Annotated in this window: 13 protein-coding genes; 7 read left to right on the plus strand and 6 right to left on the minus strand. The window is 41.4% G+C overall.

Annotated elements, in window-relative coordinates; genetic code table 11:
• The first annotated feature begins 82 nt into the window (after nucleotides 1–82).
• From M2273_RS21440 to M2273_RS21450, 3 genes are all read left to right on the plus strand, one after another.
• Entirely contained in the window at nucleotides 83–1705 is a 1623-nt protein-coding gene (locus tag M2273_RS21440; RefSeq protein ID WP_429399819.1) for an NADP-dependent glyceraldehyde-3-phosphate dehydrogenase, read from the plus strand.
• Between the two features lie 206 nt (nucleotides 1706–1911).
• A complete protein-coding gene (locus M2273_RS21445; RefSeq protein WP_429399820.1) occupies nucleotides 1912–2457 on the plus strand; it encodes a peroxiredoxin in 546 nt (181 codons plus the stop codon).
• A 155-nt stretch (nucleotides 2458–2612) separates the two neighbouring features.
• Entirely contained in the window at nucleotides 2613–3197 is a 585-nt protein-coding gene (locus tag M2273_RS21450) for a carboxymuconolactone decarboxylase family protein (RefSeq protein WP_429399821.1), read from the plus strand.
• 259 nt (nucleotides 3198–3456) lie between these two features.
• Here M2273_RS21450 and M2273_RS21455 read toward each other — a convergent pair whose 3' ends face one another.
• From M2273_RS21455 to M2273_RS21470, 4 genes are read right to left on the minus strand one after another with little or no spacing between them, the layout of a single operon-like run.
• The gene (locus M2273_RS21455) at nucleotides 3457–5004 is read right to left on the minus strand and encodes a DHA2 family efflux MFS transporter permease subunit (protein WP_429399822.1); all 1548 of its coding nucleotides are present in this window, start codon (nucleotides 5002–5004) and stop codon (nucleotides 3457–3459) included.
• A gap of 5 nt (nucleotides 5005–5009) precedes the next feature.
• On the minus strand, nucleotides 5010–6062 hold the full coding sequence (locus tag M2273_RS21460; protein WP_429399823.1) for an HlyD family secretion protein: 1053 nt from the start codon (nucleotides 6060–6062) through the stop codon (nucleotides 5010–5012).
• A gap of 22 nt (nucleotides 6063–6084) precedes the next feature.
• Nucleotides 6085–7452, minus strand: coding sequence for a TolC family protein (locus tag M2273_RS21465; protein ID WP_429399824.1), 1368 nt, complete (start codon nucleotides 7450–7452; stop codon nucleotides 6085–6087).
• Complete coding sequence (locus M2273_RS21470; RefSeq protein ID WP_429399825.1) at nucleotides 7436–8083, minus strand: TetR/AcrR family transcriptional regulator; 648 nt, start codon at nucleotides 8081–8083, stop codon at nucleotides 7436–7438. The genes M2273_RS21465 and M2273_RS21470 overlap by 17 nt, the downstream gene beginning before the upstream one ends.
• A 242-nt stretch (nucleotides 8084–8325) precedes the next feature.
• On the opposite strand from M2273_RS21470, the gene M2273_RS21475 reads away from it, so the two are divergent.
• From M2273_RS21475 to M2273_RS21485, 3 genes are all read left to right on the plus strand, one after another.
• Entirely contained in the window at nucleotides 8326–10788 is a 2463-nt protein-coding gene (locus M2273_RS21475; protein ID WP_429399826.1) for a PIG-L family deacetylase, read from the plus strand.
• Between the two features lie 177 nt (nucleotides 10789–10965).
• Nucleotides 10966–11157, plus strand: coding sequence for a hypothetical protein (locus M2273_RS21480; RefSeq protein WP_429399827.1), 192 nt, complete (start codon nucleotides 10966–10968; stop codon nucleotides 11155–11157).
• A 108-nt stretch (nucleotides 11158–11265) separates the two neighbouring features.
• On the plus strand, nucleotides 11266–12978 hold the full coding sequence (locus M2273_RS21485) for a sodium:solute symporter (protein ID WP_429399828.1): 1713 nt from the start codon (nucleotides 11266–11268) through the stop codon (nucleotides 12976–12978).
• Nucleotides 12979–12993: 15 nt separating this feature from the next.
• On the opposite strand, the gene M2273_RS21490 is transcribed toward M2273_RS21485, so the two are convergent.
• On the minus strand, nucleotides 12994–13845 hold the full coding sequence (locus M2273_RS21490; RefSeq protein ID WP_429399829.1) for a DUF2911 domain-containing protein: 852 nt from the start codon (nucleotides 13843–13845) through the stop codon (nucleotides 12994–12996).
• 182 nt (nucleotides 13846–14027) lie between these two features.
• Between M2273_RS21490 and M2273_RS21495 the strand changes: the two genes are divergently transcribed.
• Nucleotides 14028–15215 carry a class I SAM-dependent rRNA methyltransferase gene (locus M2273_RS21495; RefSeq protein ID WP_429399830.1) on the plus strand — a complete coding sequence of 396 codons (1188 nt, stop codon included), beginning with the start codon at nucleotides 14028–14030 and terminating at the stop codon, nucleotides 15213–15215.
• Between the two features lie 168 nt (nucleotides 15216–15383).
• On the opposite strand, the gene M2273_RS21500 is transcribed toward M2273_RS21495, so the two are convergent.
• On the minus strand, nucleotides 15384–15794 hold the full coding sequence (locus M2273_RS21500; protein ID WP_429399878.1) for an endonuclease domain-containing protein: 411 nt from the start codon (nucleotides 15792–15794) through the stop codon (nucleotides 15384–15386).
• Between the last annotated feature and the right edge of the window lie 88 nt (nucleotides 15795–15882).

Raw genomic sequence — 15882 nt, forward strand, 5'->3', positions numbered from 1 at the left:
TAATCAATTGTATTTCTAATAAAAAGCGTGCTAATAAAAGCAGGCTTTTTTTATCTTTATAGAAATCAAATACCAGTTAAATATGAGTTTTCAAGACCAGATCAGTTCGATATTTGTGGAGGAAAGCCAGATACCGGCCGAATTCCAAATAGAAGAAGTGCACCAGCGGGAATACCTTTGCAACGGCGAAATGAAACAATGGATTGGGCCGGTGAGCGAAGTTTACTCGCCCGTTTGTTTCCCTACACCCGATGGATATGAACGTAAGCTAATAGGTACATACCCCATTTGTACCGAAGAGGAAGCTAATGACGCTCTTGAGGCGGCCATTGCTGCTTATGATAATGGCCGCGGCGAATGGCCCACTATGAGCATTGATGGCCGGATCAAATGTATGGAGCGCTTTATTTACAAAATGATTGAACAACGCACCCTCGTGGTAAAGTTGTTGATGTGGGAAATTGGTAAATCATATGGCGATTCGGCAAAAGAGTTTGACCGTACCGTTGAATATATCAATGCTACTATTGATGCTTTGAAGGAGCTTGACCGAAAGTCGTCGCGGTTTGAAATGGCCGAAGGGCTGATAGCCCAGATTCGCCGCTCACCGTTGGGTGTGGTGTTGTGTATGGGGCCATTTAACTATCCCCTTAACGAAACTTTTACTACCCTGATACCTGCCCTTATTATGGGCAATACTATTTTATTTAAACCACCTAAGCATGGTACGCTATTGCATTACCCATTGTTAAGGGCTTTCCAGGAGTCGTTCCCGAAAGGCGTGGTTAATACGGTTTATGGCCGCGGTGCAGTGGTTACCCCGGGTTTAATGCAAACCGGCAAAATCAACGTGCTTGCTTTTATTGGCTCAAGCAAGGTGGCCAATGACCTTAAAAAACGCCATCCTAAGATAAACCGTTTACGGGCGGTGCTTAGTCTTGATGCTAAAAACGCAGCCATCGTAACAAAAAACGCCGACCTGCATTTGGCTGTAAGTGAATGTGTTTTAGGCGCATTGTCATTTAACGGACAGCGCTGTACTGCCATAAAAGTGATATTTGTACACAAGGATGTTGCCGATGAGTTTTTGAAACTGTTAAGTGAGGAAGTATCAAAGCTTAAATTTGGGTTGCCCTGGGATAAAGATGTAAAACTTACCCCGCTGCCCGAAGCCAACAAGACCGACTATTTAACAGACATAGTTAATGACGCCATTACCCACGGCGCTAAAATTATTAATGAAAATGGCGGCGAAACCGTTGCCTCATTCTTTTACCCGGCTATTGTTTACCCTGTAAACGAAAAAATGAAGCTGTACCGCGAGGAGCAGTTTGGCCCGGTGATACCGGTAATTCCTTTTGAGTCGATTGAAGAACCTATTGATTACCAGATAGATTCGCCGCATGGTATGCAGGTGAGTATATTCAGTAACGATGCCAAAGAGGTATCATCATTAATTGATCCTTTTGTGAACCTGGTAAGCCGGGTAAATATCAACAGCCAGTGCCAGCGCGGGCCCGATGTATTTCCGTTTACCGGGCGTAAAGACAGTGCCGAGGGTACGCTTTCGGTATTTGATGCACTAAGGGCTTTCTCTATACGCTCCTTAGTAGCCACTAAAATGAATGAGGCCAATAAACAGATCCTCAATGAAATTGTGAATAATAATGATTCCAATTTCCTGAGTACCAAGTTCATACTGTGAGCCGATGTTTAAGTTCTTTAAAAGCGGCGTATATAATACGCCGCTTTTTATACTGTACAATGATTTTATGAGTATTTTTATATAAATAGTTATAAATTATATGATTTAAATCATGTATAAATAAAATCTATATGATATAGATTATTAGTATTCGGCGGCAGCCTTAAAAAGTTTATATTTGCATAAATAATAAAGAAATAGCAAATATGTTAACGATAGGACAAAAATTCCCCCAATTTTCTAAAATTGCCGTAACAAGTCTTGAAAAAGGCAAAGAGTTTGAAACACTAACTTCTGACTACCTGGTGAACGATGATAACGTTTGGACTGTAATGTTCTGGTGGCCAAAGGATTTTACTTTTGTTTGCCCAACTGAAATTGCTGAGTTTAACAAAAACTATGGTGAGTTCCGTGACCGCGAAACCCGTTTAATTGGTGCTTCAACTGATTCTGAATTTGTTCATGCTGCCTGGAGACGCGATCATGATGATCTGCGCGATCTTAAATTCCCGATGCTTGCCGATACTTCAAAATCATTGGCTGAGGATCTTGGTATATTGGAGCCAACCGAAAAAATTGCTTACCGTGCTACTTTTATTGTTGACCCTACCGGTATCATCCGTTGGGTATCTGTTAACGATTTAAGCGTTGGCCGTAATGTTAAGGAAGTTTTACGTGTACTTGATGGTTTACAAACCGACGAACTTTGCCCATGTAATTGGGAAAAAGGTCAGGAAACTCTTACCGTTTAATACCCCTGTTAATCTCCATATTCCCCGTACATTTTAATTCTGTGCGGGGATTTTTTATACACTTTATAAGCAGAAAGCTTAAGGCAGAAAGCCGAAAGCTATTTAAATCATAATTTGCTTTAAGCCTTAGGCTTTTTGCTTTAAGCACAAAAAACATGAACGAAAGTACCGAAGTGATCCAGGAAATATTGCAAAGTATTGGATTAGATAAAGATTACAGAACAGAAGCCCTTACTCTGCTTGAAAAAGGCGAATCACGTTACCTGCGCGACTTAAAGCTGAACTTTACAAGTACACTTACATCGGCTCATTTAACAGCTAAAGAGTGTGCTTTATTAGGTTTAAGTACCGCTGTAAATAACAATAACAAGCCCCTTACTATCTATTTTACTACCTATGCAGAGGAACAGGGAGCCGATGCTGCTGAGATAGCCGAAGCTGTTGGCTGTGCTTCTTTACTGGCATCAAACAACGTGTTTTACAGGTTTAGGCATTTTACCCAAAAGGAAAAATATACCCAGATCCCGGCCCGTATCCGTATGCAGCTGATGATGAAACCGGTAACCGGTAAAGAATTTTTTGAATTGATGAGCCTGGCTATCTCTGCCGTTAACGGTTGTGAGATGTGCGTTAATGCTCATGAAGATTCATTAATAAAATTATCAACTACCGAAGAGCGTATTTTTGATGCAATGCGTATTGCATCCCTGATAACATCTACCGGAAAGATAGTTTTTTAAAATATTACCATTTTATGTAAAAAAAAGACATGAAGTTCACAAATTTCATGTCTTTTTCACAAATTGTAGTTTATTACCGAATTAATTTGTGTTTGTTAATTAAAAACTTCTAAATTTATACCTAAGATTAAACACCCCCCTGACTCTGCAAGATCTTTTTTGGAAGCAACTTTGTCTTCGGGGCGATTACTTAAATTTTAATTGTTAATTTTTTTTGGGGAAAGCCGTTCCAAGTAATAGTGGAACGGCTTTTATCATTTTAATGCGCGTCAACCGGCATTTTAACTGCCTTTTTGAAAGGTTGCAAGTACAATAACGGTATGGAGAATAACATAACCAAACCAGATATCCAGTAGGCATCGTCATAGGTTAATAATAGTACCTGTTTGGTAAGGGCGCCTTCTATAGCTCCATAAGCCATACGTGTAGCATCTATCAGGGAGTGGCCCTTAGCCATAAAACCATGCAGGTATGCATTAAACCGGTCAGTAAACGCCGGATTGGTAGATGTAATATTTGTTAAAAGATTACTCCGGTGTACCCCTTGCCTAACATGGATAATAGTTGTAAGGGTAGCTATACCAAATGAACCGCCTAACTGGCGCATCATGTTGTTTAAGCCCGTTCCCTGCCCAATTTCGGGCCCCTTTAAATCGGCAATGGCCAGGGTGGTTAATGGCACAAATAATAAGGCCATTCCCACACCGCGTATTGCCAATGGTATAAAGAAATTGCCTGTACCCATGGCCAGTGTGGAGTTACTTAGCATGGTGGTGAACACAAAGAACAGGAACATACCGCCGGTTGCCATAAACTGGGCCGGAATACCTTTATTAAGCATTTTACCTATAAATGGCATCATAATAATGGTACACAACCCACCCGGAAATAAGATTTCGCCCGTTTGCTGTGCCGTAAAGCCAAGCAGGTTCTGGCAAAATATGGGGAATACAAACACTGATCCGTATAACCCGAAACCGAGTATGAAGGAGGTGAACATCCCCACTGCAAAGCTCCTGTGTCTTAATATAGCAAAGTTCACAATCGGGTAAGTTATACTCATTTCGCGCCATATAAAAAGGATCAATCCTAATATGGCCGTAATGGTAAGCACAGTGATATACGGTGTGGCAAACCAATCTTCCGATTCGCCTTTTTCCAATATGGTTTGTAAACTACCTACTGCAACTGCCAGCAAACCAATGCCCCACCAGTCAACAGGTTTACCCTTTTCATCCTTGGGGGTTTCGCGCACAAAGGTGTAGGCAAAAAATGCCGCCAGCGCGCCAACCGGAATGTTTACATAAAATATCCATCTCCATGAAGAGTGATCAGTAATATAACCTCCAATAGTAGGCCCAACAGTAGGACCAACTACAGCGCCTAAACCAAACAATGCTGTAGCTGTACCTATTTGTTCACGTGGCCAGGTCTCGATCAGTATAGCCTGCGAGGTTGATATCAAGCCACCGCCTGCTATACCTTGCAAAATCCTGAATAATACCAGTTCATTAAGATTGGTTGCATTACCACATAAAAATGAAGCGATGGTAAAAACAATGATGGATGTTATAAAATAGTTTTTACGCCCGAAACGGCTTCCCAGCCAACCTGACATGGGAAGTACAATAACGTTTGCTACAGCGTAACCGGTAACTACCCAGGCAATATCTTCCAGTGTAGCACCAAGATTACCCTGTATATCGGGCAGCGATACGTTCACGATTGTGGTATCAATAAGCTCCAGTAGGGAGGCTATGATAACCGTAATGGTGATGATCCATTTTTTAAAGCCTGTTTCAGCCATATTATTTATCCTTTAATTACAGAAACTTTTACGCTCATTCCGGGACGTAACTTATCCATCACCTCTTTACTGGCGTTTATTTTTATTTTAACAGGAACACGTTGTACAACCTTTACAAAGTTTCCGGTTGCATTATCAGGAGGCAGCAAGGAGAACTTAGCACCTGTAGCCGGCGAAAAATTATAAACCTGGCCTTCCAGCTTCAGATCTGGATAAGCATCAACTTCAATGTCAACCTTTTGACCGCTTTTCATCTCATCAAGCTGTGTTTCCTTAAAGTTGGCGGTTATGTACAAACTATTGTCGTTAATAATGGAAAACAATGTTTGTCCGGCTTGTACCAACTGACCTAACTGAACGCTCTTTTTTGAGGCTAAACCTGCTGATGGCGCTTTAATAGTAGTATAGCTTAGTTGCAGTTTTGCAAAATCAATATCAACCTGCTTTTGTGATACACCAGTGTTGGTAACCTTTAATTGACTGCGTGTAGTACCAATTTGTTGCTGCGCTGCTTTGTACTGGTCTTGTGATGCCCTCAGGTTAGCCTGTGCCACATCAAGATCGGCTTTAGCCTGGTCAAATTGCTGTTGTGTTACTGAACCATCTTTTACCAGGTTGGCATAACGTGCATAGTCCTTTTTAACCTTATCCAAACGGGCGGCATTTGATGCAACCTGCGCTCTGGCGCTTGATGAATTTGCTTCATTGGCATAAATTTCTGATTGATTAACATTTATACCAGCGCTTGCACCTACTTGCGCTGCCTGTGCCTGCTCCAACCTAACTTTATAGTCGCGGTCATCAATTTTAACCAAAGCCTGGCCTGCTTTTACATGCGTGTTCTCTTCAAAGTAAATCGAATCAACATAGCCGCCAACGCGGGTAACAACCGGGCTTATATCGCCGTCTATCTGCGCGTCATCAGTATCAATGTGTTTACCATAATATATATATTCTTTTATCCCGAAAATAATACCGCCAATAAGCAGCACTCCTAATATGATTGGAATTACTTTACTCGGTTTCTTTTTATCCTGTGTTTCTTGTTCCTTTGCCATTTTATTGATTGGTTTAGTATTATTATTTGTTGATTTTTCCAGTTGATTTTAATAGGGTATAGTAAGCAAGTCCCGCATCGGCTTTGGCCAGTTCAAGATTGATCTGCGCCTGGTAAAGCAATGTTTCGGCATCGGCACGATCAGTGGCTGATGCTATATTGCTTTTATATTTCGACTCGAGTATTTTATTGTTCTCGCCGGCTTGCTCAATTGATGTTTGTAAAAGCTTTATCTTATCTAAAGCCATGGTGTAGTTCTGGTAGTTTTGGTTCACTTCGTCTTTTATACGGTCAACAGAAATACTCTTATTGATAACCGTTTGTTCGCGTTGTATTTTAGCTTCAGTAACCTTGTTTTTATTGGTCCATAATGAGCCAAAGTTCCATGACAGGGTTAAGCCTACCGATAGCGGCGTAATGAACTGGCCGCTTTTAGGTATCGGGTTTGAGCTCACATCCACATAATATGCGGCGGCTGATGCTCCAAGCGTTGGCAATGTATTAGCCTTGATGGTTTTTACATTGGTTTCGGCCACTTTGGTACGCAAATCAAACTGCTGTAATTCCGGTCTGCTGATCATAGCGGTATCCAGGTAATTGGCCAGTGGGGCTACCTGCCTGTCTGCTTCGGTTATTTGCGCAATGTTTAACTGCGTACCTTCGGGTAAGCCCAATAAAACATTAAGGTTGTAGTTAATAATGCGGCGGTTGGTTTCCAGATCGATACCGTTAAGTTCGATATTTGATCTTTGCAATTGGAAACGCAGCACATCATTTTTAGTTACAAGTCCCTGGTCAAAAAACCTTTGTGCCTGTTTTATTTGCGCGTCAATGGTGGTTAAGTTTTGAGCAACTACCTTTTTGCTTTGCAATACCTTGTACAGGCTGTAATATGAACTGATAATATCATAAGTTATCTGATCCTTATCATTAGTTACATCTAAACGGGCAACCTGGGTTAGTAAATCAGTTGATTGGCGGGCGTACTTTAATTTATTGCCACCAAAAATAGTTTGGTTCAAAGTAAGTATACCCAGATAAGCATCGGCCCTGTTGGGTAAATTAAAGCTCTCGGATCCTAATGCCAGTTTGTTGGCCGGAATTTCGGCGTGATTGTAGCCATAGCTTACCTTGCCGGTTGGCAAGGCTTCGTCTTTGGCCTGGTTATACTCAGAAACAGCCTGCTCAACTTTTGATTGCGATAGTTTTAAAGTCTTGCTGTTATCAAGGCCCAGTTTTATCGCTTCATCTAAGGTAATGGTTCTGTCCTGTGCATTCGCACTTTCGGCAAATAGCACACCTGCTATTACAAACGTAAAAGCATAAAGGCAGATGTGGTGCACTGCTCTTAACAGTGTAAGGTGATGGGGTTTTTTATTTTGAGTTGTCATTTTCATTAACTAAATATGCTTTTAAGAGGTTTTTTAAATATTTTTTTATGCGGGGTTTAAATGTTTCCTCCAATATATTATCGTCCGTAATATCGTATCCCAACATTGTCGACGACATGAGCGGTGTGTTAAGGATAAAGTTTTTGGTGCCATAAAGTGTAGCTACTACCATTTGCATGTCCGTATCTTTATGAAACTCACCATTATCTATTCCTTCCTGTAATATCCTGAATAGCTCCGATACACTTTTCATCAGGATGTTACGGATCTTTTCTGCAAGTTCTGTGCGGCGGTTCATGGTTAACTCCTGATATAATAATTTCTGAAAACAGTTATTATTTACTACCCGCTCGCCATATATTTCAATATACGCTTCTATTTTTTCCCAGGAACTGGTATTTTCAGCGCTGCCCAGACTTTGTAATATGTTTTGAAACGAGGTGATCTTACGCTCTATAACTGCCAGGAACAAGCCTTCTTTTGAACCGAAATAATAATTAAGCATAGCCATGTTCACAGCGGCCTCGCCCGAGATCATGCGGGTTGAGGCTCCATCATAACCCATATCTGCAAATATGCGCTCGGCAACATCCAGGATATGGTCTTTTTTATCTATTTTATCTTTGTCCATTTTTTTAACGGCACAAAACTAATCAAACGATTGATTAGTGCCTAATAGTCAGGGGCAAAAAACTAATCGTTTGATTAATCATTACTATTGAATGACAGAATTGTTTTTATAGGCTCAATATTTTTTGAATTCTTTAATTATATGTTTAAACTGTTATGTTTTTCATAATAAAGCATTTTGCACATTGTTATATTATTGATACATAAATTCGTTAATATGTATCTTTCAATATATTTGTTACCATGAAGCGGATCAACCTCATTACAGTATTTTTATACCTATCCACATTTGCAGCAGCACAAACCTCACCACCAACCGATCTGGGCAGCATACAGCAAAATTTTAAAAAACTGAGCACGCTGGGCAGCGTATTGTATATAGCCGCGCATCCTGATGATGAAAACACCCGGTTACTGGCTTACCTGGCACAGGAAAAGCATTACCGTACAGGTTATCTTTCTGTTACCCGTGGTGATGGCGGCCAAAATTTAATTGGTAATGAGCAGAGTGAACTTTTGGGGTTGATACGCACGCAAGAGTTATTAGCTGCACGAAAGATTGATGGCGCCGAACAGTTTTTTACCCGGGCCAATGATTTTGGTTTTTCAAAAGGGCCCGAAGAAACCCTGAAAATATGGGACAGGGAAAAAGTATTGGGCGATATGGTTTGGGTGATCCGCAAATTCAGGCCCGATGTAATGATATGCCGTTTCCCTACAACAGGCGAGGGGGGCCATGGACATCATACTTCATCGGCCATATTAGCGCAGGAAGCATTTGCTGCCGCTGCCGATCCTAAGCGTTACCCTGAACAATTAAAATATGTGCAGCCTTGGCAGGCCAAACGTTTGTTATGGAACACTTTCAGTTTTGGAAGTGTAAATACTACCGCCGCTGATCAATTTAAAATAAACGTAGGTGTTTACAACCCGGTTTTGGGTAAAGGTTACGGCGAAATAGCTGCCGAAAGCCGCAGCAATCATAAAACACAGGGCTTTGGTTCGGCTAAGCAACGTGGAGAATTTTATGAATATTTTAAAACCATTTTAGGTGATGCTCCGCAAAATGACCTGATGGATGGTGTTAACACCACCTGGAAAAGGGTAAAGGATGGTGAAACTATTGGGGCAGGCATAGGTATCATTAACAGGGATTTTAACGCCGAAGCCCCTGAAAAATCAGTGCCGGCACTTGTACAGTTGCTTGGCCGCGTTGAAAAAATATCAGATACCTATTGGCGCACACAAAAAACAAAAGAGCTAAGCAACCTGATAGCTGCCTGTGCGGGGCTGTGGTTTGAGGCTTACACCGCGGAGCCAACTTATGCACTGGGCGATGAGATCCGGATACGGTCGCAGGTGGTAAACAGGTATAGCAACCGGGTAAAAATAAACAGCATTAGCTGCCAGGGCAATGCCTCAAATTTGGATAGTAAAGTGATTCCGGCTAATCAATTACAAACATTTGAACAAACTTGTATTGCCGATAAAATTACACAGCCTTACTGGCTGCAAGTGCCGCATCCCATAGGTTCATATAACATTCCTGACGACACCCTTGCCGGCAACCCAGAGAACCCTGACCTGCCAAAAGTTGATTTTGAATTTATTATTGAAGGTAAGCCTGTACGTTTTGAACGCAGGTTACTATATAAATATGTTGACCCGGTTAGGGGCGAAGTTTACCAGCCGTTGGAAATTACCCCGCCTGTTACTGCCAATGTTGAAAGCCAGGATTATATTTTTAATGCCCAGCAGCCGCAGGTGGTTCAGATAAAATTAAAGAGCTTTACCAATGCCAGCGGAAGTATCAGTTTAAAACCGATTGCCGGCTGGAAAATAAGTCCCGAAAAAATTGATTTTGCCGGTAAAACCAAAAACGATGAATGGGCCGTGGCTTTCACAGTGGTGCCCACTGATAGTAAACCCCGGACAGATTGCTTGCAGTTTGTTGTAACCGCTAACGAAAAACCTTTTTCACTGGCCCTGCGACGCATCAGGTATGATCATGTACCGGCTATTACTTTGTTTCCGCCGTCAGAAGCAAAATTGGTGAACCTCAACATGAAAATTGCGGGTAAAAAAATAGGCTATATTGTGGGTGCCGGCGATTTGATGCCAGAGGCCCTGCGCCAGGTTGGGTATGATGTACGGCTGCTATCAGAAAATGAGATCATGAACGCCGATCTATCGGTATATGATGCCATTATTACCGGGGTACGTGCCTATAACGTAAATGAAAGACTGGCCTATGAACAATCGCGGTTAATGGATTATGTTAAAAATGGCGGCAATTTATTGGTGCAGTATAATAATAACGCCGGGTTGGTTGTAAAACAAATAGGCCCGTATCCTTTCAAGGTGGTTAACCAAAGGGTTACCGACGAGGATGCCGAGGTTATTGTTTTAGATAAGCAAAACCCGGTATTGAATTATCCTAATAAAATTACACAGGATGATTTTAAAGGCTGGATACAGGAACGCGGCCTATATTTTGTAAACGATATCGATCCGCAATATAAAGCCATTTTGCAGATGAATGACAAAGGCGAACAACCTAATAATGGCGCACTGATAGTTGCTGATTATGGGAAGGGCCGTTTTGTTTATACATCGCTGGCTTTCTTTAGGGAATTGCCTGCAGGCGTACCGGGAGCATACCGTTTGTTCATTAATTTATTGAGTAAACCAAAGGGCTCCATATAAAAAAAGACATGTCAGTTTGAGCCTGTTGAAGACTTGCGCTAAGAGGCATTTGCCCGTTATGCTTCAATTGGCCTGGCAGGGCAAATTTAAAAAAGTAACAGTTTAAGTACACCAATTAGTTTTTTTGGTAAAAATCAATTAATCACCTATTTTTGTTCCCGTTATAAAAACAGTAATATGAAACATCACAAAGAAGAAGAAAAAAACTTGGATTTTGTATACTACCTGGTAGGATTGGTATCCGGCCTTTTTGTAGGAGCAATAATTGATAAAGGATTTACATGGATATTTGTTGGTGGTGTTTTGGGCTTATTAACTGCCTCTTTCTTTATAACCGTTTTGGTTAAAGGCCGTGGTGAAAAGGCGTGATCCTGATCTGCCCTCATTTATAAGTAATTGGAACCAGTTTTACGGCATTGTGGTCGCATGGCTGGTTTTTTTAATTTTATTATTTTGGCTCATTACAAGATTTTTTGAATGAGTTTAACTGATTGGATAGTTTTAGGTTCAACGCTATTTGCCATAGTACTTTACGGTGTATGGAAAAGCGGCAGCAATAAAAACATCGATCAGTTTTTAATGGGTAACCGGTCATTACCCTGGTACCACGTAGGGCTTTCGGTTATGGCCACCCAGGCCAGTGCCATCACCTTTTTATCGGCTCCGGGGCAGGCCTACTCAGATGGGATGCGGTTTGTGCAGTTTTACTTTGGGCTGCCACTGGCCATGATCGTACTTTGCATCACCTTTGTCCCCATATTTCATCGCCTTAAAGTATATACAGCTTACGAATTTCTGGAGCAGCGGTTTGATCTGAAGACGCGGGCATTTACTGCATTTTTGTTCCTGGTTCAGCGCGGGCTTTCAACCGGGATAACTATTTACGCACCCTCTATTATTTTATCAACAATACTTAATATCAATACAGTTTATACCACCTTGTTTATTGGCGGACTGGTTATATTTTATACGGTTTATGGCGGCAGTAAAGCGGTATCGTACACCCAACTACTACAAATGAGTATTATTTTTTCGGGAATGTTTTTGGCGGGCATTCTGGTGGTAAGCTTATTGCCGGCTGGGGTTGGCTTTACGCATGCACTTAAAATGGCGGGTAAGCTGGGTCGTATGAACGTTATCGACTGGAAGTTTGACCCAGACAACAGGTATAATATCTGGAGCGGGCTTATTGGCGGGTTCTTTTTGCAGCTATCTTATTTTGGTACCGACCAAAGCCAGGTAGGCAGGTATTTAACAGGTAGCTCAGTAGGGCAAAGCCGGTTGGGGCTTATCATGAACGGTTTGATAAAAATACCCATGCAGTTCATGATCCTGTTAATAGGGGTGTTGGTTTTTGCCTTTTACCAGTTTAACAGACCGCCTATGTTTTTTAATAATTACGAGGTAAATAAGGTTAAACAAAGCAGTTATGCTACCCAATATAATTACCTCGACCAGCAATATACCCAAGCCTTTGAGCAAAAGAAAGTTAAGACCAATGATTTGATCAAGGCTATCGATAGTAAAGATAAAGAACAAATAGATCATGCTCAGGATGCTTTAAAAGTAGCCGATATGCAATCCCGCATCATCAGGCAGGATGCCATTGCCTTAATGAAAAAAAGCAGCGCCGGGGCTGATGGTAATGATACCAACTATGTATTCCTCACCTTTGTTACCCAGTACCTACCTAAAGGGCTTATAGGCTTGCTGGTTGCCATTATTTTCCTGGCCTCCATGGGTTCAACAGCCAGCGCTTTAAATTCCCTGGCCTCAACCAGCGTGGTCGATATTTATAAACGCATCGTGAACCCTAATGCATCAGAGCAAAACTACTTAAATGCATCGCGGTTGGCTACTGTATTTTGGGGCGTGGTTTGTATAGGCATGGCGCTTTATGCAAGCCGTATTGGCAACCTGCTTGAGGCCGTGAACCAATTAGGTTCATATATATACGGAACTATTTTAGGGGTGTTTATTGTGGCGTTCTACCTTAAAAAAATAAGAGGGAATGCCGTTTTTACAGCCGCGATAATAACCGAAGCCGTGATATGCATTTTGGGGTATTTTGATGCGATAGCTTATTTGTGGCTTAATGCGGTTGGGTGCATTTTGTTAATTATACTGGCTTATATATTGAACAAAGTAATTCCACAAAAAAGCCCGGCTCAAACTGAACCGGGCCTGTAATTCTTTAAATATATCTTAATAGCTTTTAGCGTGATCCAATGCTTCCTGGTTCAGTCTGGTGTATTCATCATCGTTACTGTCTTTGGCAAGCTGAAGTCCGGCCTGGGCTGCTGCTATAGCGCCAGCTTTATTGCCTTTCTTTAATAACAAGCGAGATTCCCACAATTTATACCACGGGCCTTTAGGGTCAATCTTCTCTGCCTCGGCTACCCAACCTAAAGCTTTGTCAACATCTTTATTATTTTCGTAATAGTACTGTATGGCGTTAAAGTAATATGGCTTGCGGTCGCCCTTCATCAGTTCATCAATGTTGGCTGTGATCTTGGCATCATCATCAGTTTCCATATGTATTGCGGCAGCTGTGTGGTCCCATACTAAATACAGATCGGTTGATTTGGTGTTTGAGTTTGCAAACGCCATCGTAAATGTTTCCCTTTTTTCGCTTACGCGGATAGGTTTTATTTTAAATCGTAAAAAATCATTTGACTGTTTGTAGCTGTATGCGCCCCATTGCTTAACGGTTTTGTTCAGGATAATGGTCCATTCGCTTTTTTCAGGGATGCTGAAAAGCGAATAGGTGCCAGCCGGTACAGGATTGCCCTCAATAACTACTCTTTCGGTAAAGGTAATGGTGGTAGCCGCGTTAGCGCCGGTTCTCCAAACTTCTCCGTAAGGTATAATGCCACCAAATATTTTGCGATCCTTAACATTTGGCCTTGAATAGGTGACCGTAATTTTGCCTAATCCAAAATCCTGGATTATGGTTTGGGTTGAACTTGCCTCAGGTATGCGGGGTACCTGCGCGTAGCTTTTATAGCTTACACATGCCAATAGCATGGTAACTAAAAATAAGTAAGTTTTTCTCATGTTTATGTTTTCGATACTAAGATACCAAATGTTTTTAATCGGGAAATATTGTGTTGGAGTAATAAATTTTACAAAAGTTTAATTTAAGCAGAAAGCTAAAGGTAGAAAACCGGAAGCTGCCGTAGTTAATATGCTTTTTGCTTTAAGCTTTCTGCCTTTAGCTTTTTATTACCTTTGCAGCTATGATTGATGTTGTTTTAAATAAAGGTAAAGAAAAAGCTGTTTTGCAAAAACATCCCTGGGTGTTTTCGGGCGCTGTTGAAAAGGTAAAGGGCAAGCCGGCCAATGGCGATGTGGTGCGCCTGCTCAACTCAAAAGGCGATTTTATGGCCTATGGTTTTTATAACGATCAATCGCGGGTGGCTTTAAGGCTCCTGGAATGGAACGAAGAAGTTGAAATTAATGACGACTGGTTCCGTAATAAATTAGCTACAGCGGTAAAAAGCCGTGCCAATGTATTGGAGAACGGAACTAATACTTGCCGACTGGTTTTCAGTGAATCTGATTATTTGCCCGGTTTAATAGTTGATAAATATGCCGGTCACCTGGCTGTGCAGGTACTTACATCGGGCATGGAGCAGATGATGCCGGTAATTATTGATGAGTTACAAAAACTGTTAAACCCCGAAAGCATATCTGATAAAAGTGATGCCACATCCCGTGCGCATGAAGGTTTGCCCGAAACGGAGAATAAGATGCTGGTCGGTAATCCGCCACCCGAAATAGTGGAAGTATTGGAAAACAATATTGTTTACGGCATCAATATCACTGAGGGTCAAAAATCGGGCTTTTATTGTGATCAGCGCGATAACAGGCATATATTGGCATCATACGCCAAAGGGAAAAAAGTGCTGGATTGCTTTTGCTATACCGGTGGCTTTACGCTCAACAGCTTAAAAAATGGCGCCTCGTCTGTAACCAGTGTGGATAGCTCGGCGTTGGCTATTGAAACATTAAAGGAAAATGTACAGCTTAATAAACTGGATGCAACAAGTCATACGGCCATCAAATCTGATGTAAATGTGCAACTACGCAAATTCAGGGATGATGGCGAAAAGTTTGACATCATTGTACTCGACCCACCCAAGTACGCGCCATCACGCTCTGCATTGACCCGAGCTTCACGTGCTTATAAAGACCTGAACCGTTTAGGTATGCTGCTATTGAACGATGGGGGGCTACTGGCCACGTATTCCTGCTCGGGGGCTATGGATATGGAAACCTTTAAGCAGGTAATAGCCTGGGCCGCCCTGGATGCCGGCAAACAGGTGCAATTTATTTACCAGTTCCATCAACCCGAAGATCACCCGGTAAGGGCATCGTTCCCGGAAGGTGAGTATTTGAAAGGGTTGCTTTGCAGGGTATTTTAAGAGGGAAGTAGAGAGTAAGGACTGTTAGAATCAGGGGACAATTTTTTTTTGTCATGCTGAGTACAAGGTTAAAATTAAAAAAGCCGGGCCGGTGCGATTCCCTCCCTTGGGAGGGTAGGAAGGGGTTTCTCTACTCCATTAAAGTTAAATCTTTCATTTCAATAACCCTCAATCAAATTCCTTAGGTAATTTAATAGAAGGATCATTTTTCGCCATATTGATTATTGTGCTTTCAATTGTTCTAATTGCATTTAGCATATCATTCTTTATTTCTGCTTCCGAAAAACGCAGGAATTGTATTCCGAAGCTTTCTAACTTTTGTTGCCTTAATTCATCCCTATTGAAAGCTTCTTCATAATTATGCGATATGCCATCAATTTCAATAACCAACATTAAGTTTTTACAATAAAAATCGACTATATAATTATCAATGCAGCATTGGCGGTCGAAATCAAATCCGAATAGTTTATTTTTTTTCAATTCATTCCATAACAATACTTCACCAAAAGTCATATCCTTTCTCAGCTTACGAGCTAATGATTTTAATTTAGGATCATAAGGAATTATTTTGGTTATAATTTAATATCATCTTTTAGGAGATTAATTGGAGAAACCCCTCCCTGCCCCTCCCAAGGGAGGGAATCGCACCGGCCATACTTTTACTAAT

The organism is Mucilaginibacter lappiensis (assembly GCF_050433765.1).
Classification (GTDB): Bacteria; Bacteroidota; Bacteroidia; order Sphingobacteriales; family Sphingobacteriaceae; genus Mucilaginibacter; species Mucilaginibacter lappiensis_A.